General features: G+C 62.2%; 20 protein-coding genes. 11 read left to right on the top strand and 9 right to left on the bottom strand.

Features of this window, described 5'->3' with window-relative positions; genetic code table 11:
- Nucleotides 1-40: 40 nt before the first annotated feature.
- Complete coding sequence (locus M1E10_RS00740) at nt 41-496, bottom strand: DoxX family protein (RefSeq protein WP_499173111.1); 456 nt, start codon at nt 494-496, stop codon at nt 41-43.
- A 664-nt stretch (nt 497-1160) separates the two neighbouring features.
- Nucleotides 1161-2615, bottom strand: coding sequence for an NAD-dependent succinate-semialdehyde dehydrogenase (locus M1E10_RS00735; RefSeq protein ID WP_499173110.1), 1455 nt, complete (start codon nt 2613-2615; stop codon nt 1161-1163).
- 292 nt (nt 2616-2907) lie between these two features.
- Here M1E10_RS00735 and M1E10_RS00730 point away from each other — a divergent pair, with 292 nt between their 5' ends.
- A complete protein-coding gene (locus M1E10_RS00730) occupies nt 2908-3141 on the top strand; it encodes a Y4oE-related protein (protein ID WP_499173109.1) in 234 nt (77 codons plus the stop codon).
- Here M1E10_RS00730 and M1E10_RS00725 read toward each other — a convergent pair.
- From M1E10_RS00725 to M1E10_RS00705, 5 genes are all read right to left on the bottom strand, one after another.
- Nucleotides 3138-3824, bottom strand: a complete 687-nt coding sequence (locus M1E10_RS00725) for a winged helix family transcriptional regulator (RefSeq protein ID WP_499173108.1) — start codon at nt 3822-3824, stop codon at nt 3138-3140. The two genes, M1E10_RS00730 and M1E10_RS00725, sit on opposite strands and share 4 nt — an antisense overlap.
- Nucleotides 3825-3840: 16 nt before the next feature.
- The gene (gene fabG / locus M1E10_RS00720) at nt 3841-4623 is read right to left on the bottom strand and encodes an SDR family oxidoreductase (RefSeq protein ID WP_499173107.1); all 783 of its coding nucleotides are present in this window, start codon (nt 4621-4623) and stop codon (nt 3841-3843) included.
- Entirely contained in the window at nt 4623-6335 is a 1713-nt protein-coding gene (locus M1E10_RS00715) for an acetolactate synthase catalytic subunit (RefSeq protein WP_499173106.1), read from the bottom strand. Before M1E10_RS00715 ends, fabG begins: the two co-directional genes overlap by 1 nt.
- Nucleotides 6332-7669: an aspartate aminotransferase family protein gene (locus M1E10_RS00710; protein WP_499173105.1), complete on the bottom strand. Its 1338-nt coding sequence runs from the start codon at nt 7667-7669 to the stop codon at nt 6332-6334. The genes M1E10_RS00715 and M1E10_RS00710 overlap by 4 nt, the downstream gene beginning before the upstream one ends.
- A 103-nt stretch (nt 7670-7772) precedes the next feature.
- Entirely contained in the window at nt 7773-8459 is a 687-nt protein-coding gene (locus M1E10_RS00705; RefSeq protein ID WP_499173104.1) for a GntR family transcriptional regulator, read from the bottom strand.
- Between the two features lie 195 nt (nt 8460-8654).
- On the opposite strand from M1E10_RS00705, the gene M1E10_RS00700 reads away from it, so the two are divergent.
- The 5 genes from M1E10_RS00700 (at nt 8655) to M1E10_RS00680 (ending at nt 14044) form a co-directional block, all read left to right on the top strand.
- Nucleotides 8655-9767, top strand: a complete 1113-nt coding sequence (locus M1E10_RS00700; protein WP_499173103.1) for an ABC transporter ATP-binding protein — start codon at nt 8655-8657, stop codon at nt 9765-9767.
- Entirely contained in the window at nt 9764-10657 is an 894-nt protein-coding gene (locus M1E10_RS00695) for an ABC transporter permease (RefSeq protein WP_499173102.1), read from the top strand. Before M1E10_RS00700 ends, M1E10_RS00695 begins: the two co-directional genes overlap by 4 nt.
- Before the next feature lie 76 nt (nt 10658-10733).
- Nucleotides 10734-11537 carry an ABC transporter permease gene (locus M1E10_RS00690; protein WP_499173427.1) on the top strand — a complete coding sequence of 268 codons (804 nt, stop codon included), beginning with the start codon at nt 10734-10736 and terminating at the stop codon, nt 11535-11537.
- Entirely contained in the window at nt 11534-12601 is a 1068-nt protein-coding gene (locus tag M1E10_RS00685) for an ABC transporter substrate-binding protein (RefSeq protein WP_499173101.1), read from the top strand. The genes M1E10_RS00690 and M1E10_RS00685 overlap by 4 nt, the downstream gene beginning before the upstream one ends.
- A 201-nt stretch (nt 12602-12802) precedes the next feature.
- On the top strand, nt 12803-14044 hold the full coding sequence (locus M1E10_RS00680; RefSeq protein ID WP_499173100.1) for a PLP-dependent aminotransferase family protein: 1242 nt from the start codon (nt 12803-12805) through the stop codon (nt 14042-14044).
- A 529-nt stretch (nt 14045-14573) separates the two neighbouring features.
- On the opposite strand, the gene M1E10_RS00675 is transcribed toward M1E10_RS00680, so the two are convergent.
- A complete protein-coding gene (locus M1E10_RS00675) occupies nt 14574-14726 on the bottom strand; it encodes a hypothetical protein (protein ID WP_499173099.1) in 153 nt (50 codons plus the stop codon).
- 71 nt (nt 14727-14797) lie between these two features.
- Nucleotides 14798-16045 (bottom strand): MFS transporter, encoded by a 1248-nt coding sequence (locus tag M1E10_RS00670; RefSeq protein WP_499173098.1) that lies wholly within the window; start codon nt 16043-16045, stop codon nt 14798-14800.
- Between the two features lie 245 nt (nt 16046-16290).
- On the opposite strand from M1E10_RS00670, the gene M1E10_RS00665 reads away from it, so the two are divergent.
- The 5 genes from M1E10_RS00665 (at nt 16291) to M1E10_RS00645 (ending at nt 21443) form a co-directional block, all read left to right on the top strand.
- Nucleotides 16291-17214 carry an AraC family transcriptional regulator gene (locus M1E10_RS00665; RefSeq protein WP_499173426.1) on the top strand — a complete coding sequence of 308 codons (924 nt, stop codon included), beginning with the start codon at nt 16291-16293 and terminating at the stop codon, nt 17212-17214.
- Nucleotides 17215-17510: 296 nt separating this feature from the next.
- On the top strand, nt 17511-17981 hold the full coding sequence (locus tag M1E10_RS00660) for a DUF2147 domain-containing protein (protein ID WP_499173097.1): 471 nt from the start codon (nt 17511-17513) through the stop codon (nt 17979-17981).
- 204 nt (nt 17982-18185) lie between these two features.
- Complete coding sequence (locus tag M1E10_RS00655) at nt 18186-19160, top strand: Rossmann-fold NAD(P)-binding domain-containing protein (RefSeq protein WP_499173425.1); 975 nt, start codon at nt 18186-18188, stop codon at nt 19158-19160.
- Between the two features lie 40 nt (nt 19161-19200).
- Entirely contained in the window at nt 19201-20829 is a 1629-nt protein-coding gene (locus tag M1E10_RS00650) for a class I SAM-dependent methyltransferase (protein WP_499173096.1), read from the top strand.
- A 149-nt stretch (nt 20830-20978) separates the two neighbouring features.
- Nucleotides 20979-21443: a (2Fe-2S)-binding protein gene (locus M1E10_RS00645; RefSeq protein ID WP_499173095.1), complete on the top strand. Its 465-nt coding sequence runs from the start codon at nt 20979-20981 to the stop codon at nt 21441-21443.
- The last annotated feature ends 6 nt before the right edge of the window (nt 21444-21449 follow it).

Raw genomic sequence — 21449 nt, 5'->3', positions numbered from 1 at the left:
GCGCCATCAAGGTCAGTTTGGTGCCCGCCTGTGGGTTTTGCTAGATTTGGCGTCCAAGCGCTGCGTCAACCGAGTACCGGTTGGATCCCCGCACGGCGAAGAACAGGAAGATCGCCGTCCACAGGATGGATTTCTCCGCACCGGCAAGGCCCTCGCCCTGAACGACACCATGGAAATAGACCGTCACCAGCAGCACGATCATGGCGGCAAAGCTTGCCGGACGAGTCAGGAAACCGATTGCCACGAAAATCCCGCCAAAAAACTCCGTACAGGCCAGCAGCAATGACCACAGGCTGCCGGGGTAGAAGCCGAGGCTTTCCACCATTCCGGCGGCGCCAAACGGATTGAGGATCTTTCCATAGCCATGGGTGACCAGCAGGGCACCGGCGGCAAGGCGCAGCACCGTTTCGGCCACCGGCTCGAGCGGACGGTAAAGCCTGGCGAGCGAGGGTGCCATCAGGCGCGGTGCGGTCGTCGGACGATTGAAGTCAGTCATGTCAATATTCCTTGTTGAAAAGCGTGTTGTTGGCCAGGCCTTCGATGCTGTCGAGAGGGTGTTGCACGCAATGTACTGACAAGTTCGTGATCTCTGTGGGGAGGCCGCCGCTCAGTTGCAGGTCAGTGGAACTGTGACGATGATCAACGGGCAAGCCTGCGGACAGTAGATGACCACATCAAACGCCGGTGACGGCGCACATCCAGCCACGACCGCCAAGATGTGTCTTCGCCTATCTTCTGCAAGGCATGCATTGCCGCCTTCCTCGCGCAGTCGATAAGGTGCGCAATGCGAGGATCGAAAATGCTGCCTTGCCGTCGCCTGCGAGCCGGCTCGCCAGCCCCAGCCCGGCGACCGATACACCGTGGGTGAGCAATCCGGGATCTGATTTCGGATTTTTATGGAAGGGGTCATAACTGAGCTCATATTCCAGTCACTGCGGATGGGAGGTCATCTGTGATCCCTTCAGCCGCGACTTGACCGCTGTTCATACGGGATCAACTTCGGCCTCATCTTGTACGGCTTCTTTTGCCTGGCCCGCGCCGCCGGCACCGACATGACCGAACGCCGCGTCCACCACGAAGGCGAAAGATCGCATTTCTACGAAGAACCTAATACGACAGTGTTCTGGCTGCGCGGGTCGATCCTCGGTCATCCGCCGCCGTCACGCGATGGCGCCAAGGCAGATGTATTTCAGCTCGAGAAACTCCTCGATGCCATAGCGCGACCCTTCACGCCCGAGCCCCGACTGTTTGGTGCCTCCGAAGGGCGCCGCCGCCGTCGAGATCGATCCGGTGTTGACGCCGACCATACCATAGTCGAGCGCTTCGGCGACCCTGAACACCCGCGAGAGGTCGCGCGCATACAGATAAGACGCCAGACCGAATTCGGTGTCATTGGCCTGCGCGATCACACTCGCTTCGTCCCGGAAGCGAAACAGCGGTGCAACCGGACCGAAGGTCTCTTCACGCGCCACCGCCATGTCTGCGGTGACCTCGGCAAGAACAGTGGGCTCATAGAAAGTGCCTCCAAGGCGATGGCGATTGCCACCGATTACCACGCGGGCACCTTTCGACAGCGCGTCGGAGACATGCGCCTCGACCTTTTCCAACGCCGCTTGGTCGATCAGCGGCCCCAGCACAACCCCGTCGTCGCATCCATTGCCGGTGACCAGCCGGGCCACGGCCGCGGCCAGCTTTTCGGCAAAGGCATCATAGACCGCGTCCTGCACGTAGATGCGGTTGGCGCAGACGCAGGTCTGGCCATTGTTGCGAAACTTCGCGACGATCAGACCGTCGACTGCCGCTTCCAGATCAGCGTCATCGAAGACGATGAAGGGGGCATTGCCACCGAGCTCGAGACCGAGTTTCTTGATCGTCGCCGCCGACTGCCGGTAGAGCTTGGCACCGACTTCGGTCGAGCCGGTGAAGGTGAGCTTGCGCACCCGCGCATTGGCGGTCATCTCGCCACCGATCTCGCGCGCCGATCCGGTCACAACGCTGAACAGCCCCTGCGGCAGCCCGGCCTCTTGCGCCAGCACTGCCAGCGCGATCGCGGAGAAGGGCGTCTGTTCCGCCGGTTTCAGCACCATGGCACATCCTGCCGCAAGCGCCGGGGCAGCTTTGCGGGTGATCATTGCCATCGGAAAATTCCACGGCGTGATGGCGGCGACCACGCCGATCGGCTGCTTGAGAACCATGATGCGCTTGTCCGGCTGATGCGCCGGGATCAGGTCGCCATAGACGCGCTTGCTCTCTTCGGCAAACCACTCGATGTAGCTTGCACCATAGTCGATTTCTCCTGCGGCCTCCAAAAGCGGCTTGCCCTGCTCGCAAGTCAGGATCCGCGCAAGGTCGCTCCTGTTGTCGAGGATCAGATCAAACCAATTGCGCAGTACCGCGCTGCGGTCGGCGGCGGTGCGTGCCGCCCAGGCTTTCTGCGCCGTCTGTGCGGCATCGATGGCAGCGCGTGTTTCCGCCGCGCCGAGATTGGGAACCTGGCCGATGACCTCGCAGGTTGCGGGATTGGTCACCGTAATCGTCTGGCCCGGCATGGCGTTGACCCAGTTGGTGCCGACGCAGGCGGCTTGCCGAAAAAGTGCGGGGTTGTGCAGATGCATAGGAATGTCCTTTCGTGGGATGAGATGCTCCAGGGGGTGTTGTGGCTCACGGACCGGTCCAGAGCCGCTTTATGCTGGGGGGCTCGCGGCCCTGCCGGCGGCCGGCTCTGCTCAGTCTTGCCACCCGCAGGCAGATCACGGGCGCCTTGCAGCGCTTGGCAAATCCACCTAGACTGTTGTCATCGTCACCCTGCCAGGGACGGCACGATCTTTGCTGGTGCAAAGGTCTGCGTGCGCCAACGTCCGGCAGCCAATTTGAGCAATCTCCTTCGCCGGACGCGGGGAGAGTGACGTGTCTCGTGATACAACCAGAACAAAGACCTTGGACGCCGACGAGCCGCGTCGCGACGATCCGGACGATGTTGTCAGCCGCCAACAGGAAGGCGAGATCGCCGCAGAGGCGAGATTGCTTTTTGCCGATGAGGCGACGACCGCCGTCGCCTTCTGCGGCCTCGATGCCTGGTTCGATGGCGACACGGACGAGACCCGCCGCTGGGCCAATATCCTTCGACGGCTCCAGCACTAGCACGAGCCGGTCTCCGATGCGCTTTGCGGATCCAGGGCATAGCCAGCGCCGCGCACGGTGCGGATCAGGTCGGGACCGTGCGCCCGCAGCTTGCGTCGGATATGACCGATGTGGATGTCGACCGTCCTTGGTTCGACTTCAGCCCCGGCCGGCCAGCAGCAGCTTACAAGCGTCTCGCGATCGCGCACCGTGGCCGGCTGCTCCAGCAGGCAGCGCAACAGGCGAAACTGCAGCGCCGTCAGCGGTACGGGGTGACCGGCGCGTTGCACCTTCATGCCGGCGGTATCCATGCGCAGGTCATCCCATCGAAGCGTGGCGCCGGGTTCGACGGGAGCGCTTCTGTTGCGTTGGCGAAGCCGTGACAGGAACTCGATCAGGGCCGCAGGATCAAACGGCCGCGATAGCAGAAGGTCCGGTGCCGTCAGCCCGTGGGGCTGGGCCTCGGTCGCCCTGGCAAACAGGATCAGTGGCACGCCCGGCAGGGTGCGCCTGAACTGGTCCAGGGATCGCGTCGTTTGCGGTTCCCATCCCAGCACCACGGCACCCAGATCGCGTTGGCTGGCCTGCACCGACATCTCCTCGATACCGCTGCACAGCGCCGCGTCGAAACCCTCGCTGGCGAGGATATGGCGCAGGAACAGGAAAAGCTGGATGTCGCCGGTACCGACCAGGACTGTCTGCATCGAAATGCTCCGTCGCTCAAACGGGCGCGAACTCGCCGCCGTTGACGTCGAGGATGGCGCCGTTGATGAAGCCGGCGGCCTCCGACGCCAGGAAGGCGGCTGCCGTGGCGACATCGGCCGCACGTCCTAGTCTGCCGACCGGGATGCGCTGGAGTGCCGCCTGGTTTTGCGCCGAGTGAGGCGAACCGGTCATCGGCGTCAGGATCCGGCCAGGCGCAATCACGTTCACAGTCACACCGGTTCCCGTGCAGGCCATAAGGATGGAACGGGCAAGGCCCGAGAGTGCGGCCTTGGAAGCGACATAGGCGGGTCCGGCGATCTTTGGCGTCGTGCGTGCCGCGATCGATCCGATGAGAACGATGCGCCCGAACCGCGCCGCCTTCATCGCCGGCAAAACCGACTGGCAGCACAGCATGGATCCGGTCAGGTTGACGGCCAGCACGTCGTTCCAGTCCGCAAGCGAAACGCTCTCCAGGCTGGTCGCTCCGGCGACGCCCTTGGGCGAAATGCCAGCGTTGCAAATCAAGGTATCGGGCTGCCGCCAGGCATGTGTCACGGTATCGAAGAAGTCGGAAACGGCAACGGCGCTGCGAAGATCAAGGCAACGACCGAGTACGCGGCCGTCTGCGAACTCCTGCTGCAGTGTCGCGCTGATCTCCTCCACGTGGTCGGCATGCGAGGCGAAGAAGGCCACCCGATAGCCGTCGGCGAGAAACTGTCGCACGGTCGCAAGTCCTATCCCGCTGCTGCCCCCGCTCACCACCGCAACGCGTCGGGGGTCGGGGTAAAGGTCGCTCATCACTGTTCGTCCATTGCCGCAAACAGCGACAGCGGTGGATGTGCCTCCGGATCGGTCATCACCTCGATGACTGCAGGTGCATCCGAGGTGATGGCGCTGTGGATCTGCGCGGCCAGATCCTCCGGATCGGCGACGCGGACCGCCTGGCAGCCGCAGGCCCTCGCAATCTGCGTGTGATCCACCGGCGAGAAATGGCAGGCAGAGGTATAGCTTCCGAACTTGACGGTTTCGGCGTCACGCTGATAGCCAAGGATGCCATTGTTCAGCACGATGGTGACCACCGGAATATCAAGCCGAACCATCGTCTCCAGCTCTGCCCAGCTGTGGGCAAAGCCGCCGTCGCCGACCAGGGCCACGACCGGCTTGTGCGGATCGGAAAGTTTGGCGCCGATCGCCAACGGCAGGCCCCAGCCAAGCCCTGCCAGTCCTCTTGGGGTGATGAATCGCCCGCCGCCGGACCCGGGCCTCAGTTGTCCCGCCACCCACATTGACGAATAGCTGGCATCCGCGACCACCGTCAGACCGCGGCTGAGCCAGGGCTGCAACTCGCGCATGATCCTCTCCGGCCGCAGCGGCGAGGTCGTAGCGTTCCAGACACCCGCGCGCGCCGCTTCAAACCTCTGCCAGCATGCGGCAATGCTGACCTCGAGACGCCGTCGGTCGTTGCGCCTGTGCATCAGGTCGCTGGTTTCGAGGACGCGGCACAGCGCTGCAAGCGTCTCGCCTGCGTCGCCGGCCAGCCGCAGCGCTTCGTAGTTGCGGCCGATTTCCGCCGGATCGATGTCGATGTGGATCACGCGGGCAGACGGCGGGATCTGTCGCCAGCTGTCCGTGCCGTTCTGATTGGTGCGCGTTCCCACCAGAATGACAAGGTCGGCGGTCTCCACAAAGCCCTTGGTCTGGTGGCCAAGGGCGCGTGGGCCGGTCAATGCGCCCAAGACGCCGAGGGACAGTGGATGATGCTCGTCGACGGCCCCCTTCCCCATGTTTGTCGTCGCGACAGGCAGGCAGGCCGTCTCTTGCAACTGCGCCAGCATCGCAGCGGCGCCGGAGGCATGCACGCCGCCGCCGGCCAAGACCACGGGAGCCTGTGCCGAGGTAATCCACTCTGCCGCCTGATGTATCAGGCAGTCAGAGGGGCGCATGCGGTCGAGCGGCCAGTGGCCAAGGTTGGCCCGGCGGGCACAAGGGATGCCCTCCATGGTCTCGCGCAGGAGATCGGCCGGCAGCAGCAGCGCCACCGGCCCCGGCCGCCCCGAGGCGGCTGCCGTGAAAGCAGCATCGAGATAGTCATCGATGCGCTCCGGCAGGTTCACCCGCCGCACCCATTTGGTGCACGACTGGAACAGCGCGATCTGGTCGAGGTCCTGAAACGCGTTCTTGTCGGTCTGGTGGCGCTCAACGTCCTGCACCAGCGCGACGATCGGTATGCTCGCCTTCAGCGCCTCTGCCAGTGGCGCAACCAGCAGGGTGGCCGCCGGCCCGTTCTGAGCCGCGATAACGCCCACCTTGTGTGACATCCGCGCATAACCATCCGCCATGGCGCCGCCCATGTTCTCCTGTCGGTAGGCGATCTGCCGGATGCCAATCGCTTCGGCAGCAAGGATCACGGCGGAGGGCAGACTTTGGGCAAAGATGAGGTCGACGCCGTGGCGTCGCAGGCCCTCTGCCACGCGCTCGGCAACGGTTTGTGCCCGAGAATTGGACGTCATGGCTGTGTCTCCTTGCTGTCACTGTCACTGTCACTGTCACTGTCACCGTCATTGTCGGCGTCGGCGACAAAGGCCGCGAAGGTCTTTGCGACGTGGTCGAGATCGTCGTTGGTCATCGCCGTCGAGAGGCTGGCTGCAGCGCCAAACGGCAGCAGGATGTCCTGGGCGCGAAAGAACCGCGTCAGCGCCAGAAGCCGTATTCGCTCTTCCTCGGTGGCAAGGGTGTCGGCGTAGCTGCGTGGCACCTGCCGTGTCCCATGGATGCGAAACAGCGACCCGGCTCCGGTGACGGAAAACGGCGCCTGCGATTGCATTGCGATGCTGGAAAGCCGGGCCCGAAGCGCGTTGCCCCTGGTTTCCAGGTCTGCAAAGCACCGCTCGTCGGCCGCCTCCATGGCCACCAGGCCGGCGCGCATCGACACCGGATTGGCCGAGAACGTTCCGCCCTGGGACACCGCTGCGGACGTTGCGCCGTCGCCAAAGACGGCCATCACGTCGCTGCGACCGCCGACAGCACCGATCGGGAAACCGCCGCCGATGATCTTGCCCGCGGTCAGCAGATCCGGTTCCAGTCCGTAACGGTGCGAGGCGCCGCGAAAGCCCTGCCGCAGGTTGAGAACCTCGTCGGCGATGATCAAAATGCCGTGCTGTCTGGCGACGCTCATCAGTCCGGTGATGAATTCACGCGTCGGCGCAATCAGGCCTGCGCGGCTGGGCATCGGGTCGATCAACACGGCTGCGAGCCGCCCGGCATCTTCGCTGAGGGCCGCCTGGGTGCCTGCGACATCGTTGAAGCGAAGATGAAGCACGTCGCTGGCCTGGTTGCTGTCGCGCGGCGCCGGGCGGTACTGCTCCCCCTCGGCCCAGTCGTAGGCGCCGTGATAGGCGCCTTGGAACCGCGCCACCGCCGGCCGGCCGGTGAAAGCCCGTGCCGCCTTGATAGCAAACATCACTGCTTCCGTGCCGGTGTTGACGAAGCGGATCTTTTCAAGCGCGGGGATGCGCGACACCAGCAGTTCGGCAAGGGCGATCTCGTGCTCCGTGGGATTGGCAAAGCAAGAGCCCGAACGCAGCAACTGCGCCACCGCCTCCACGACCGGCTCGAAGGCGTGCCCGTGCAGCAAGGTGGTGAAATTGTTGTTGAGGTCGAGAAGCCGATGACCGTCAACGTCGACGACAAATGCGCCCTCTCCCCTGGCGACATAGATCGGATATGGATCCCGCTCGATGGTGGCGCGCGTCACTCCACCTGGAAAGACGGCCTGGCCGCGGCGGTAGAGTTCGCTTGAGCGCGGACGCGATGTGTCCGCCACCTCTGCCATTGCTATGGACATGTGCATGACCCCTGTTGCTGGCGATACCAAAGCTTTGCGTTGGCTTTGATTTTTGTTGCAACAAAAATGACAGAGGTCAAGACGTCATGACAAAATAGTCAGATCAGCTTGCGCTATCCTGGCGCAGCGAGGCGCGCAGGCGCCGGTATCCGTCGCGGATGTCATTCTCGAATGCCGCGCGTAGCGCCTTGGCGTCCCGGTCCTGCAGTGCCTCAATCGCCATCTGGTGGTTGCGCACGCCCTGGCGGGCTTCCGCGAACTCCGGATAAAGGCCGTAGAACGACGGCCCGACGCGCAGCCACTGTGCCTCGATCAGCGCGATCAGGTGCGGCATGTCCGACAGTCTGTAGACCAGGAAGTGAAACTCCTTGTTGTGCCACAGCGCCTCGCTGTAGGCCTTTGTTTCCAGGCTTTTATTGATGTCTATCTGGATCTCCAGCAGTTTTTCGATGTGGTGGTCCTGGCAGTGGGGTGCCGCCTGTTCCGCCGCCAGGCCCTCCAGCGCCAGGCGGATCAGCGTCACCTCGCGCAGGTCGCCCTCGCTCAAAAACGGTACGATCACCGTCTTGGGTCCGGCGTAGACGAGCGCTCCTTCGGCCGCGAGCCGGTTGATGGCGTCGCGTGCCGGCGTCGAGCTGACCCCCAATGCATCGGCAAGCGAACGGACCGTCATCTTCGTACCGGGGCGATAGCCGCCGCGCGTCAGACGGTCCTTCAGTTCGAAATAGGCCGCTTCCCCGAGCCGCATTGTCTGCCCGGTTTTCCAGTCTGCCGCTGTTGCTGACGCCATTTCGGCTCCCTGTGCGTTGACACCCACGATTTTTGATGCAACAAAAATAGAAATACGAAGATTTTGCGAAGTTTGTCGCGTCATTTCTCTACCCGATCGGGCGCCGCTCGTCACCACGGCGGCCGGCACCGTCGGCGACGGAAACAGGATGCTTCTGCGACGCGACAGTCAATCTTGAACAAGCGGGGGAACAGTGTGATTGGTGAGCGACTGACACTTCAGGACATCCAGAAGCAATACGGCCTGGCATGGGCCGTGCGTGACGCCAGCGTGGAGGTGGCGGCAGGCGAGTTCGTCTCGATCGTTGGACCGTCGGGATCTGGCAAGACGACGCTTCTGACGATGATCGCCGGATTTGAGATGCCCACCAGAGGCACGATCCGGGTTGGCGGCAAGGACATCACCTTTCTGGCGCCCAATCGACGCGACATCGGGATGGTGTTCCAGAAGTACGCGCTCTTCCCGCACATGTCGGTGCGGCAGAACATCGAATTCCCGCTGCGCATGCGCAACCGCTCGCGGTCGCACGCCACCAAAGGCCGGATCGACGACATGCTCGATCTGGTTCAGCTGCGCCCTTTCGCCGATCGCTTCCCGCATGAACTTTCAGGTGGGCAGCAGCAAAGGGTCGCGGTTGCACGGGCGCTGATCTTCGGCCCGCCGGTGATCTTGATGGACGAACCCTTGGGCGCTCTCGACAAGAAGCTGCGCGAATCGATGCAGTTTGAGATCAAGCGCCTGCAGGAAAATCTCGGCACCACGGTGGTCTATGTCACGCATGACCAGGACGAGGCCTTGACGATGTCTGATCGGGTGGCGGTGATGCGCGATGGCCGCATCGAGCAAATCGGCCGCCCCAGTGAACTCTACTCCGAGCCCAAGACCGCCTTCGTCGCCGATTTCCTGGGATCCATCAACTTTATCCCTGCCCGCCTCGTGACGCTTGCCGACGATGTCGTGACGGCGCAGATCGGCTCGGGCCAGATCGTCACCGCACGTCTGCCGAGCAAGGATGGAGCCGGCCTCAGCGCCGGTGACGCTTTGCAGCTGGCCGTGCGCCCGGAGCACATCGGCTTCAACGCGCCCGCGGCGGGCCACGCGGCGGCGCTTGAAGGGCGGCTGGAGAACGTGGTGTTTGCCGGAGCGACCGTCATGGTCTTCGTGCGCCTTTGCGCCACCGGCCAGACGGTGCGTGTTCAGGTTCCCTCTCTCGATCTGATCCTGCCCGACAAAGGCAGCGCCGTGGCGCTCACCCTGTCGGCCAAGACGGTCAGGGCCTTTTTCGACGACAAAGGAGGGGCAGCATGAGCACGGTTGCAGCCATCCCGCGCATGTCCCGGGCCTCCGTCTTCGTCCGCGGTCGTTCCGCCAGGCGCTATGCACCGCTGACATCGCTGTTGCTCGTCCTGCCGCTGTTTTTGACCTTTGCCATCGGCTTCCTCTATCCGGTGGTCATGCTGGTCGATCTCAGTTTTTCTACCGGGCTTGCTCCCTATCGGCGGCTCGTCGAGGAGAGCCTCTATCTTGATGTGCTGGGGGCAACGGTTGTGACGGCTGCGACGGTCGCCCTGCTTTGCCTGCTGCTGGGCTATCCCGTCGCCTACGCCATGGCGCGCCGCGGCGGCAAGGCAGCCCTGATCACGGCCGCATGCGTGCTTATCCCGCTGTGGACCTCGGTCCTGATCCGCTCCTATGCCTGGATCGTGCTGCTCCAGCGCAACGGCATCGTCAACACGCTTCTGCAGGCGTCGGGCCTGAGCGACGCCCCCCTCACGCTTCTCTATACCCAGGGTGCAGTGATCCTGGCGATGACCCATGTGCTGCTGCCATTCGCCATCCTGCCGATCCATTCGACCCTGCGGATGTTGCCGAAGGATTTGACGCGCGCGGCCGCCAATCTGGGAGCGGGACCAGTCCGGGCCTTTCTCTCGGTGACACTGCCGCTGAGCCTGCCCGGCGTTTTTGCCGGCGCTGTCCTCTGCTTTGTGCTGGCTTTGGGGTTCTACATTACGCCGGCACTGGTGGGCGGTCCCGGATCGATGCTGATGGCAACCCTGATCGGCCAGCAGACGACGGTCGTTCTCGACTGGCCCTTCGCTGCGGCCCTGTCCACCGTCCTGCTCGCCATCACGCTGTTGATCGTCGTGGCGTCGCAACGCGTCGTTGCACTGAGCAAGGGGTTTTCCAATGGCCACTGAACGCGACGCTGCCCTACCGATCGCCGCCGCCGGGCCAGCCGTTGCACCGGCCCGGTCACCAAGACACGGCGGCGGCATGGCGATCGCCAAAGCCGTCGCCGCCACCGTGGTTGCCGCCATCCTCGTGTTCCTCGTCTTGCCGACGTTGATCATTGTGCCGATGTCACTCAGCGACACCGCCTATCTGCAGTTCCCGCCCGAAGGACTGACGCTTGGCTGGTATGGAGCCTATTTTTCCGATGCCGACTGGATGGCGTCGACCTGGTTCAGCCTGCAGATCGCGCTCGCGACCTCCGTGGCGGCGACTGTCGTGGGAACGCTGACGGCGCTGGCGATTGGCAAGGGCGACCTGCCGTTCAAGGGCCTGGTGCAGGCGATGGCCCTGGGGCCGATGATCGTTCCGCACGTCGTGCTCGGCGTCGCCCTTTACCTCGTCTTCTCGCCGCTGCACCTGACCGGGACCTTTGTCGGGTTTCTGGTCGCCCATACGGTGCTTGCCGTCCCCTTCGTCGTCATTACCGTCACTGCTGCCCTGCAGCGCCTCGATCCGGCCCTGGAGCTGGCGGCGCTCAATTGCGGCGCCTCCCGGGCTCAGACCTTTATGCTGATAACGATGCCGAATATCACGCCAGGCATCGCGGCCGGCGCAGTGTTTGCTTTCATTGCCTCCTTCGACGAAGCGACCGTCGCCTTCTTTCTTTCGGACGCGGGCGGAAAGCCGATCGGCCGCAAGATGTTCGAGGACATCGACTTCAACCTCACTCCCGTGATCGCCGCCGCGTCGACGGTGATCGTCTCGGCCTCGCTCTGCCTCATCGGCATTGCCCACCTCATCTCCAGTGCCCGCCGTATCAACAGCAAGGAAGGACGACCGGAATGACCACCACCAGATCGATTCGAAATGCCATTGCAGGCCTGACCCTCACCGTCACGCTCGCCTGTGGCACCACCCATGCCGCCGCCCAAGAGCAGGTGATTATCGCTTCCACCGGCGGCGCCTATGACCGCGCCCTCAAGCAAGCCTGGTTCGATCCCTTCACACAAGCGACAGGGATTGCGGTGCAGGTGGTGTCGGCCACCAATGCGGAAATGCGCGCCAAGGCGTCAGCCATGGTTCGGGCCGGAAACGTCACCTGGGACCTTTATCTCGAAGGCGAAATCCAGGCAGCCTCCGATGCCCACCGGCAGGTCACCGAAGACCTGTCGCCGTTTTGCGCCGACTATGCCGCCGATGCCGGGTTGGTCAGCAATGCCTGCGCCCCGGGTGGTGCCCTGTTGCAGTCGACGGCAACCCTCTTGGCCTATCGTACCGACGGCAATTGGCCGGCGCAGCCGGAAACCTGGGCCGATATGTGGGATACGCAAAGGTTTGCCGGCGGTCGTGCCTTTCCCAACTTCGATGATCCCTGGCGGGTGCTTGCCGCAGCCTTGCTGGCCGACGGGGTCGAGAAGGACAAGCTGTTTCCGCTCGACATCGACAGAGCCTTTGCGAAACTCGACACCATCCGCGACGAGGTGACGCTGTGGTGGAAAACCGGTGACCAGAGCGTTCAAGGGTTTCGCAATGGTGACTACGATTTGGGCCAGATTTGGCTGACGCGGGCCAGATCGATGAAAGACGAGGGTCTGCCGATCGCCTGGTCCTACAAAGCTGCGTTTCTCGTCGGTGACCGCATCGCCCTCATCAAGGGCGCGCCAAATCGCGACAATGCCCTGAAGCTGATCGCCTATTGGCTCGACAACCCGTCGGTCCAGGCCCAGGCCTGCAGCACTCTGTCGTGCACGCCGCCCAGCGCCGATGCGATTGCCCTGATGTCTGAGGAGGCGCGCCGGTCAATGCCGACCACCGACGAGATCAGCAAGCACGTCATTGTCCCCGACGCCGAATGGATCAATGCCAATGCAGCCATGCTCCTGCAGCGCTGGAACAATTGGGTTCGCTGAACAGGCCTGAGCGCGAGGACCGGCAAGCCTCAAGGCATGGCCAGTTCCCGCCACAGGAAAGCATGGCGGTAACACTGCAACCGCAGCGGCAGCAGAGCAGGCCCAGTTGAAGTCTTGTCGAATTCTTACCGGTGTCTTCGTGGTCAATGCCGGTGTGCCGTGACCAACTCACGGGCTTGCAGAGCCATTGGGAGGCAAGCCATGCGAGATGAGCAGAGGAGCACGCAACGTCGCAGCGGTCGCAACACGGCGACGATGATCGACGCGGCAAGCGGTTCTTTCGAGGCCGCGCACTATCAAGGTATTATGGCACTCTATGCCACGCCGACGACAGGGCGTTGCGTGCAGTTGCCGGCCACCGGAGCAACAGTTGTCGACTTCGTCCGCTGCTCCTACCTTGGCCTCGACAACCATCCCTCCATTATCGAGGCCGCTGCCAGAACAGTACGCGACAGTGGTGCCTTGCACTGGTCGTGTGCGCGCACACGACTGAACTTCAGCATTCTGGGACGGTTGGAGGCGGAGCTCTCCAGCCTGTTCGACGCCCGCGTTATCACCTTCACGACTGTGCTGGCCGCCAACATGAGCGCACTGCCGCTTCTGGCCTCTGGCCATATGACGAGCGGGCGAAAGCCGGTCATGGTCTTCGACCGGCTGGCGCATGCGACACTGGCGCATCATAAGGCCGTTGTCGCCGAGGAAACCACCGTCGAAACCATCGCTCACAACGATCTCGACGCGCTTGAAGCTTTGTGCAAGAGCCATCATCAGGTCGCCTATGTCTGCGACGGCGTCTATTCGATGGGTGGTCATGCCCCCCTGGAGGCCCTGCGTTCGCTGCAGGCGAAATACGGCCTGTTCCTATACGTCGACGACGCGCATGGGATCTCGATCGACGGTCGCAACGGGGCCGGCTTTGCCCGCAGCATATTGGGCAAGCTTGGCGAGCGCACCATCGTCGCCGCCTCCCTGGGCAAGGGATTTGGTGCCTCGGGCGGAATGGTCATGCTTGGGACGGCCCACCAGGAGCTTTTGTTTCGGCGCTTTGCCATCGCCTATGCCTTTTCCGCGTCCCTCAACACGGCCGCAATCGGCGCCGCATTGGCGTCTGCGGCTCTCCACCGATCGGCCGAACTTGCGCTTCGACAGCAGTCACTGCGCAACAACCTTGCCTTGCTGGATGCTCTGCTGCCGACCGACCAGGGGTCGTCTATCCTCCCCATTCGCACCGTGCGCATCGGCGATGAACTGCTTGCGGTTGCCGCGGCGCGTCAATTGCTTGAGAACGGTTTCTACACCTCGGCCATCTTCTTCCCCACCGTCGCCCGTGGCGAGGCGGGGATCCGCATCTGCCTGACGAGCGACCATACGCAGCAGCAGATCAGGGACCTGGTGGCAGCGATCAGCGAGATCATCAACGACATACGGACGGTGACGCGGTAACGGGCGACCCGTAACTTCAATGCTGGTCCGTCAGCAGTCCAGGGGCGATAGTGGCTCCGCGGCCATGTCAACGCCCAGCAGCAAAAGGACCACACATTGGGACCGCTGCTGGCGCCGCCAATGCGGAGACAGCCGCTCGTGTTTGCATCGAGCAAGGCTGCAGGATTGAAGCGTACGATGCCGCAGGGCACTGTCGGGATCGGCACGGTGAGATGCCGCTGGCTTGTACGTCGCGACGGCCTATCTTGGCGTAGGACATGCATTGCGGCTCGTCGCTGAACTTGAAGCTTTCGCTAGAGAATAGGGATTGGAGGGCTGACGCTCTACGCCGCAAATGCCCACAGGCTCCACGAAAGGGCGGGGTGGATGACAGCTGAAATCTTTGAGAGGAACGGTAATGAGTTCCAGATCATGCGCAAGGAAATATAGCCACAGATGTTCTTAGAGCTGACAGCAGTCCTCGCTTTGCGCACAAGCGGTCACAGGATGGCCCCACCCGTTCGGGTGGAGCCTTGTTGCGCAGGTGTTGCTACATCATTCTTTTGATGTCGCTGTAGGCTCCATCCGTCTTCAGCGTTACCGTCACCGGATCGCTGGTGCGGTTGCGCCAGAACCAGCCGTGATTGCCGTCGAAGGCGGCCTCAAGAACACCGCTGTCTTCGGCAACGCTCGACGCAGACACCCGTTATGTGCTGCTGCCGGGAAGGTGATCGATAGATGACAGGGAGTTTGCAGCACAGGCGAGAACCCCAATTAGCGCTGCTGAAGCCAGACGGCGATGCGCCGGTTTGCGATCAGCAGCACCAGGCCGGTCAGCACGCTGGCAACGGGGATGGTCAGCAGTCCCAAAGCAAGGCCATTGGAGAGTTGCGCCGCTGTCGCTGCATCGCTGACCAGACCGACGATCAGCGGTCCGAAGGCCGGTCCAAGTAGGCCGGAGCCAATCATCACCAGGCTCGTCGCCATGGCCTCCCTGCCCTTGCCGGCGACCAGATGCGCAGCACCAAAGCCCCATGGCAGCATGAAGGCAAACGAGAACATGCTCGGCACCAGCAGCAGGATTGAAACCCATCCTGTCGGCGCGAACAGTGCAGCCGTTATCGTGACACTGGCGATCAGGAAAACAACGCCTGGAGGCCCGAGCACCCGCCCGGTTCCCGAGCGCACGGCGCGGTCGAACAACCGGCCGCCGATCAGGGTTCCGGCAACGCCCATCATGCCCTGCAGGAGCCCGAAAGCCAGGCCCGCCTCGCTTGCGCTATACCCATGGGTGCGGATCAGGAATGTCGCTATGAATGCGTAGAACGGTGCCGCAGCGAAACTGCCGGCGATCGCGCCGATGAATAGCCAGCGGAACGCCGGGGAGGAAAGCAGCCGCAGGCTTGACCGGAAGAACTGCTCGCCGCGGAGCTCCTTGTCATCGAGCGGCGGCGTCGGTCCCACGACGACGAATGTCAAGAGAGCGATCAGGCCGCCAATCATTCCCGCGCCAATCAAGGCAGCACGCCAACCCATCATATCGCTGATCGCGCCTCCCACGGAAAACCCGATCATGGTGCCGAGCGGAATTCCCATGGCAAAGAGCCCGATCGCCAGGCCACGGCGATCAGGCCTGACCTTGCGGGTTATGATCGCATGTCCGGCCGGCGTCCCACCGGCCTCGCCGAACGCAACGCCAAACCTGGAAAAAGCCAGGAACAGGAAACTGGCGGCTAGGCCGCCAAGGGCGGTCATGGCGCTCCAGCCGAGGATGCACAAGACCAGCACCAGCCGGGGCGATCCACGATCAGCCGCGCGCGCCAGTGGCAACGAAAGAAGCGTGTAGCAGACTGCGAAGGCGACCCCCGTGAGCAGGCCTACCTGCGTATCACTGAGATCAAGATCTTTTTTTATCGCTTCCGCGACAACATAGGGAAGCATCCTGTCGACCTGAGATAGAAGGCTAACAAGAAACAAAGCAAAAAGGACTAAAGCTAAACGCCATCCATTCACGAATTCCATTCGAAACGATTCCAGTATTAGAAGCAGTCCGCTATTGCAGGAAAAATTCGAATATCTATTGACTCGAGCAGAATCTTTTGCATGATGATCACATCCCAGCTTAGGCGGCACCCTGAAGCTAGAGGATTGGTCGTATGACAAGAATGCCGAATACCCCGTTAAACTTGCCTATTTCTGCACATTCCGATAGCCTTCCTGACGAACGCCGCGTGCTGCGCTGGCCTTCGCTCAGATCGGGGGCTCAGGTGTCATCATTTCTTCTTGCAGAAGTCACAGGCTACCTGGACAGTCAGGGCGGCGGCGAAGGTCTTTTCCCGACACAGCTTGGTGGCGTCCATATCATCCGATCCTTCCAAGAGCGGATGCCCATGCGGCAGATCTACCGGCCCTCGCTCTGCGTGGTCCTGAAAGGCGCCAAAGAAATTCTCTTCGGTGAGGATCGGCTCCACTATGGCGCTATGCAGTGCCTGGTTGTCAGCATGGAGATGCCGGCGAGCGGACGCGTCGTCGAGGCGAGCGCGGAAGCGCCCTACATCGGTATCACGATAGACCTCGATGTCGCCATGCTGCGCGAGGTCTTGGAGCATCTGGACACGCCGCCGGTCGAACCGGCCGGCCCGGGGCCCTGCGTGTTCGTGGCCCAGATTGACGCACCACTGGCTGATTGCGTCCAGCGCCTGATCCGCATGTGCCAGACGCCAAAGGCGATCCCCATCCTCTATCCTTCGGTGATGCGCGAAATCTGCTATTGGCTGCTTACCGGCCCCAACGGAGCCGACCTCTGCCATCTGGCTTTACCGGAATCCAACATCATGCGGGTCGGCAGAGCCATCTATTTTCTGCGCGATAATTTTGCGCAGACACTGCGCGTGGAACAGATGGCAGAGGTAGCGGGTATGAGCCTCTCTTCGTTCCATCAACACTTCAAGCTAATTACCTCGGTAACGCCGCTCCAGTTCCAGAAGCAGTTGCGCCTTCTGGAGGCGCGGCGCCTGATGGTAGCCGAGGCAGCAAGTGTGGAGCAAGCGGCCTATAAAGTCGGTTACGAGAGCGCCTCGCAGTTCAGCCGCGAATACTCGCGGATGTTCGGGGTCGCTCCAAAGCAGGACGCTTTGAACCATCAGCGTATGTATAGCCAGTACGCAAGCCGCAAGGCACGCAGCGCCTGAGCCGGCAGGCTCCAGAAGCCGCTCTCTGAGACATCTTTCTACATGACGGGCGCCGGGCATCACCTGCCTGGCGCCCTGCCCGTGTCTGCGCGGTGGTCTTTGCCCCTTGCCAAGTCCTGAACGGACGCTCAGCGCATCTCCACGAGATCGATGACTCGCGGCTGCGCCCTGATCAGGCAGGAAATTTGCGGCATTCGGCATTCGCCAGTCTACAGCCGGCGAGTAGCTTGTGGCGCGACCGGTCAATCGTAAACCTGGTTGGGACTGCAAACCGTCCTGGAGAAAGGCAAAAGATAATGTTGAAGTGGATAAGAGGATCTGCGTTCACCCTCGTGGTCCTCGCAGGAACAAGCGTGCTCCCGTCCGGATATGCCTTCGCACAAGCGAAGTCTCCAAGTGAGATCCTGGGTGCCTGGGAAGCTGTTGACGGGTCCGTCAAACTCGAGATGTTCGAGGCCGGTGACAGCTATGCTGCCCGCATTCTCTACGGGAAACTGCTGATGGAAGCGGACGGCGCGACCTTCAAGAAGGATACCCTCAACCCGGACCCAAGCCTCAGAAGCCGCTCGCTGGAAGGTATCGTCTTCCTGGAAGGCCTCAAATGGGATGCCGGTGATGGGCGCTGGGAAGACGGCAGGTTTTACAGCGGCGCCACCGGTCGGACCCATTCCGCGCGCGCTACCATGGTCGACGAGACGATGGAACTGCGCGCCTATATGGGCACTCCCGCGCTCGGCCGAACCATGGTTCTGCGCCGCGCGCAATAAATGGGCACCGCTTGAAGCGCGACGGGAAGATCCCACCGCACGATCGTGCCAATGCGCGCAGATACAGGATCAGGCAGATTTCTTGCGCGTTCAGGCATGGCGATAGGCCGTGCCATGGGCATGCTGGCGACGAACAACGCGAAGCACTGCCGGGTTTGATGAAGACCGGAAGCCGCGATGGCACAGGAAAGCAAGGATTTGCCAATGACCAAGTGGACATCACAGAATATTCCACCGCAACTGGGACGTTCTGCGGTCGTGACCGGCACTGGAGGCCTGGGTTTTGAGACAGCACTGGCCCTCACCCGGGCCGGCGCAAATGTGGTGCTCGCCGGGCGCAATCTCTTGAAAGGGGCCGCCGCCGTCACCGCAATCCGGGGTGCAGTTCCCGGCGCGCAGATACGGTTTGGGCGAGTCGATCTTGCGAGCCTTGACTCGATTGCGGAATTTGGCACGCAGCTTGCGCAGGAGCAGGGTAGCCTGGACCTTCTTATCAACAATGCCGGCGTTATGACCCCGCCTCAGCGTCGCGAGACCCTCGACGGCTTCGAACTGCAGTTCGGAACGAACTATCTCGGCCATTTTGCTCTGACGGCGCATCTGATGCCGCTGCTGAGGAGCGGTACAAAGCCCCGCGTCGTCACTTTGGGCAGCGTTGCAGCCCGCAGCGGCGCGATCGACCTCGACAACCTTAACGCCCAACGCGAGTACAAGCCGTTTCCGATCTATGCGCAGTCGAAGCTCGCTTGCATTATGTTCGCTTTCGAGCTGAGCCGGCGAAGCAAGGCAGCAGGATGGGGTGTAGAGAGCTTCGCATCGCATCCCGGCATTTCCCGCACTGACCTGATCCCCAACGGCGCAGGACAGGCGAGCCTGGCCGGGCTGACGCGAACCTATCTCTGGTTCCTGTATCAGCCCGTATGGCAAGGTGCCCTGCCAACCCTCTTCGCAGCGACAGACCCAGCTGCCAAGACTGGCGCCTACTATGGGCCCGACAGACTGGCCGGGACGCGTGGTTATCCGAAAGAAGAAAATCCCCCCAAGCAAGCGCTGGACATAGCGGTCGCAGCCCAACTCTGGGAGCGATCACTGGAACTGACCGGCGTGACATTTTCTGACGTTACCCAGATCTCCGATGGTGCCGGAAGCAGCCAGCCTGCGGCGCGTGCCGGGGAATGAAGGCTGCTGCAGCCGTAGGTCGGCGTTGAGGATTGAATGGATGGCATGGTCAAACGGGTATTTCACGGATCTAAGTTACACGCACGGCTACTATTCCGAAATGAACCCTGCAATGCTGCGGCTCGCCTGCCTCTGTAACGGCGTCGAGGCGCAGTTGCCGAAAAATCCCAGCTATCTCGAGCTTGGTTTCGGACAAGGTGTATCAATCAATTTTCATGCTGCCGCGTCTTCCGGCTCGTACTGGGGAACGGACTTCAATCCGGCGCAGACGGTAGAGGCCCGCAAACTTGCCGAAACGTCCGGAGCCGACATCCGACTGTTCGACGATTCCTTCGAGGAACTTGCTGAGCGGACCGACCTGCCCGATTTCGACGTGATTGCCCTGCACGGCATCTGGAGCTGGATTTCGGAGAAGAACAGGGCGGTGATCACCGGCATCATCCGGCGCAAGCTCCGCCCCGGTGGCATAGCCTATATCAGCTACAACTGCCTGCCCGGCTGGGCCCCAGTCATACCGATCCGCCAGCTAATGTCCCTCTACCAGACCAACGGCGGGGGCAAGATGTCCAAACCGATGGACATGATCGAAGGTGCATTTTCCGTCGTCGAAGAAATCGCCAATGCAGGTTCGCTCTATTTCCGGGAAAACCCTTTCGCCAGGCAACACCTGAAGGACATGGCGCGACAGGGGCGCAACTATGTTGCGCATGAGTACCTGAACGTCGATTGGCACCTCGAGCATTTCTCCGACATGGTACGGAGTCTCGACAACGCCAAGTTGACCTATGTGGGGTCGGCACGCCTGCTGGACGGCATCGACGCGTTCCAACTGAGCGACGACGGAGTAAAGCTCGTATCGCAGATCGGCCATCCCATCATGCGCGAGACCGTGCGCGACTATATGATCAACAGACGCTTCCGCACCGATGTCTTCATCAAGGGCGCACGTCCGTTTTCAGGCCCTGAGCATCGTGACGCCTGGCACGCGCAGGCATTTGTTCTCTCAGTCCCCTTGATCGACATTCCCAAAAAGATCCCCTGCGGCAGGGGAGAGGTGGAACTGCCAGCAGGCACCTACGACCTGATCATCGAGGCCATGTCCGATGAGAACTACAGGCCGAAAACCGTCCGTGAACTTCATCATCATCCCAGGCTGCAGGCGCTGAAACCTCAAGACGTGGTGGACCTCCTGACAGTGCTCACGGGTGCAGGCTTCGTGGCTCCGGCGCAAATTCCCTCGGAGACCGTGACGGCGCAGTGCCGGGCTCTCAATGGCCAAATCCTGCAACGCGCACGTGTGAGTTCGGACCTGCGGCATATGGTGTCCCCGATAACCGGCGGCGGGATCGCGATATCGCAGATGTCCCAGCATTTCGTCCTCGCTCTGATGCAAGGAAGGACCACCGCCGACGCTCTGGCGGAGCAGGTCTGGGACTTTCTGGAAGGCCTTGGTGAGCACCTTGCCAGAGACGGCAAGAGGCTCGAAACGAAGGAGGACAACCTGAAGGTCATTCGTGCCTCGGCGACCAAATTCCTGGCCTACGACAAGCCCCTGCTGGAAGCCCTTCAGATCATCGATCCTCCCGTCACAAGCATCCTTCCGATGCCTGAAGAGGCTGACGAGCGTCAGGATCCCGTTCCGCAGCGGACAAGTCTGATGGCGGGATGAACCACCTCACTGCCTTCAGAGGATCAGGCAGATTTTCCCGATCTATGGGCATGGTGGTGTCCGGTCATCCGGACCTAGGATGGGGTTCAAACAAGCAGCGTAGTCCGGTCGTCGACCTCATGCCTGCCGACCAAAGTCAGGAGCTCAGTATGGTATCCGTCACCATCAATGGCACCCTCTATGAGGTGGACGCAGAAGACGAGAAGCCGCTCCTCTGGGCGCTGCGGGAAGATCTCGGGCTGCTCGGCCCCAAGTATGGCTGCGGCATTGCACAGTGCGGCGCCTGCCGCGTGCTGATCGACGGTGAATCGAGGCCCTCCTGTGCCGTTCCCCTGGGCAGCCTCGCCGGGTCGTCGATCGTCACGGTGGAAGGGCTTTCGAGCGAGGACGGAACGCTGTCGGTACTGCAGCAGGCATGGATCGACGAACAGGTTCCCCAGTGCGGCTTCTGCCAGGCAGGCTTCCTGATCGCCGCCACCGCCTTGCTGGCCCAGGTGCCGCGCCCGAGTGATGCGCAGATCGACGAGGCAATCACGAATATCTGTCGCTGCGGCACCTATCCCCGCATCCGAAAAGCTATCCATCGCGCCGCCGACGCGCTCACTCCGGTCTGAGGAGCT

The sequence above is a fragment of the Rhizobium sp. PK7-22 genome, from assembly GCF_056530405.1.
Note: the sequence above shows the minus strand (reverse complement) of the source record. Positions and strands in the feature narration are given on the sequence as shown.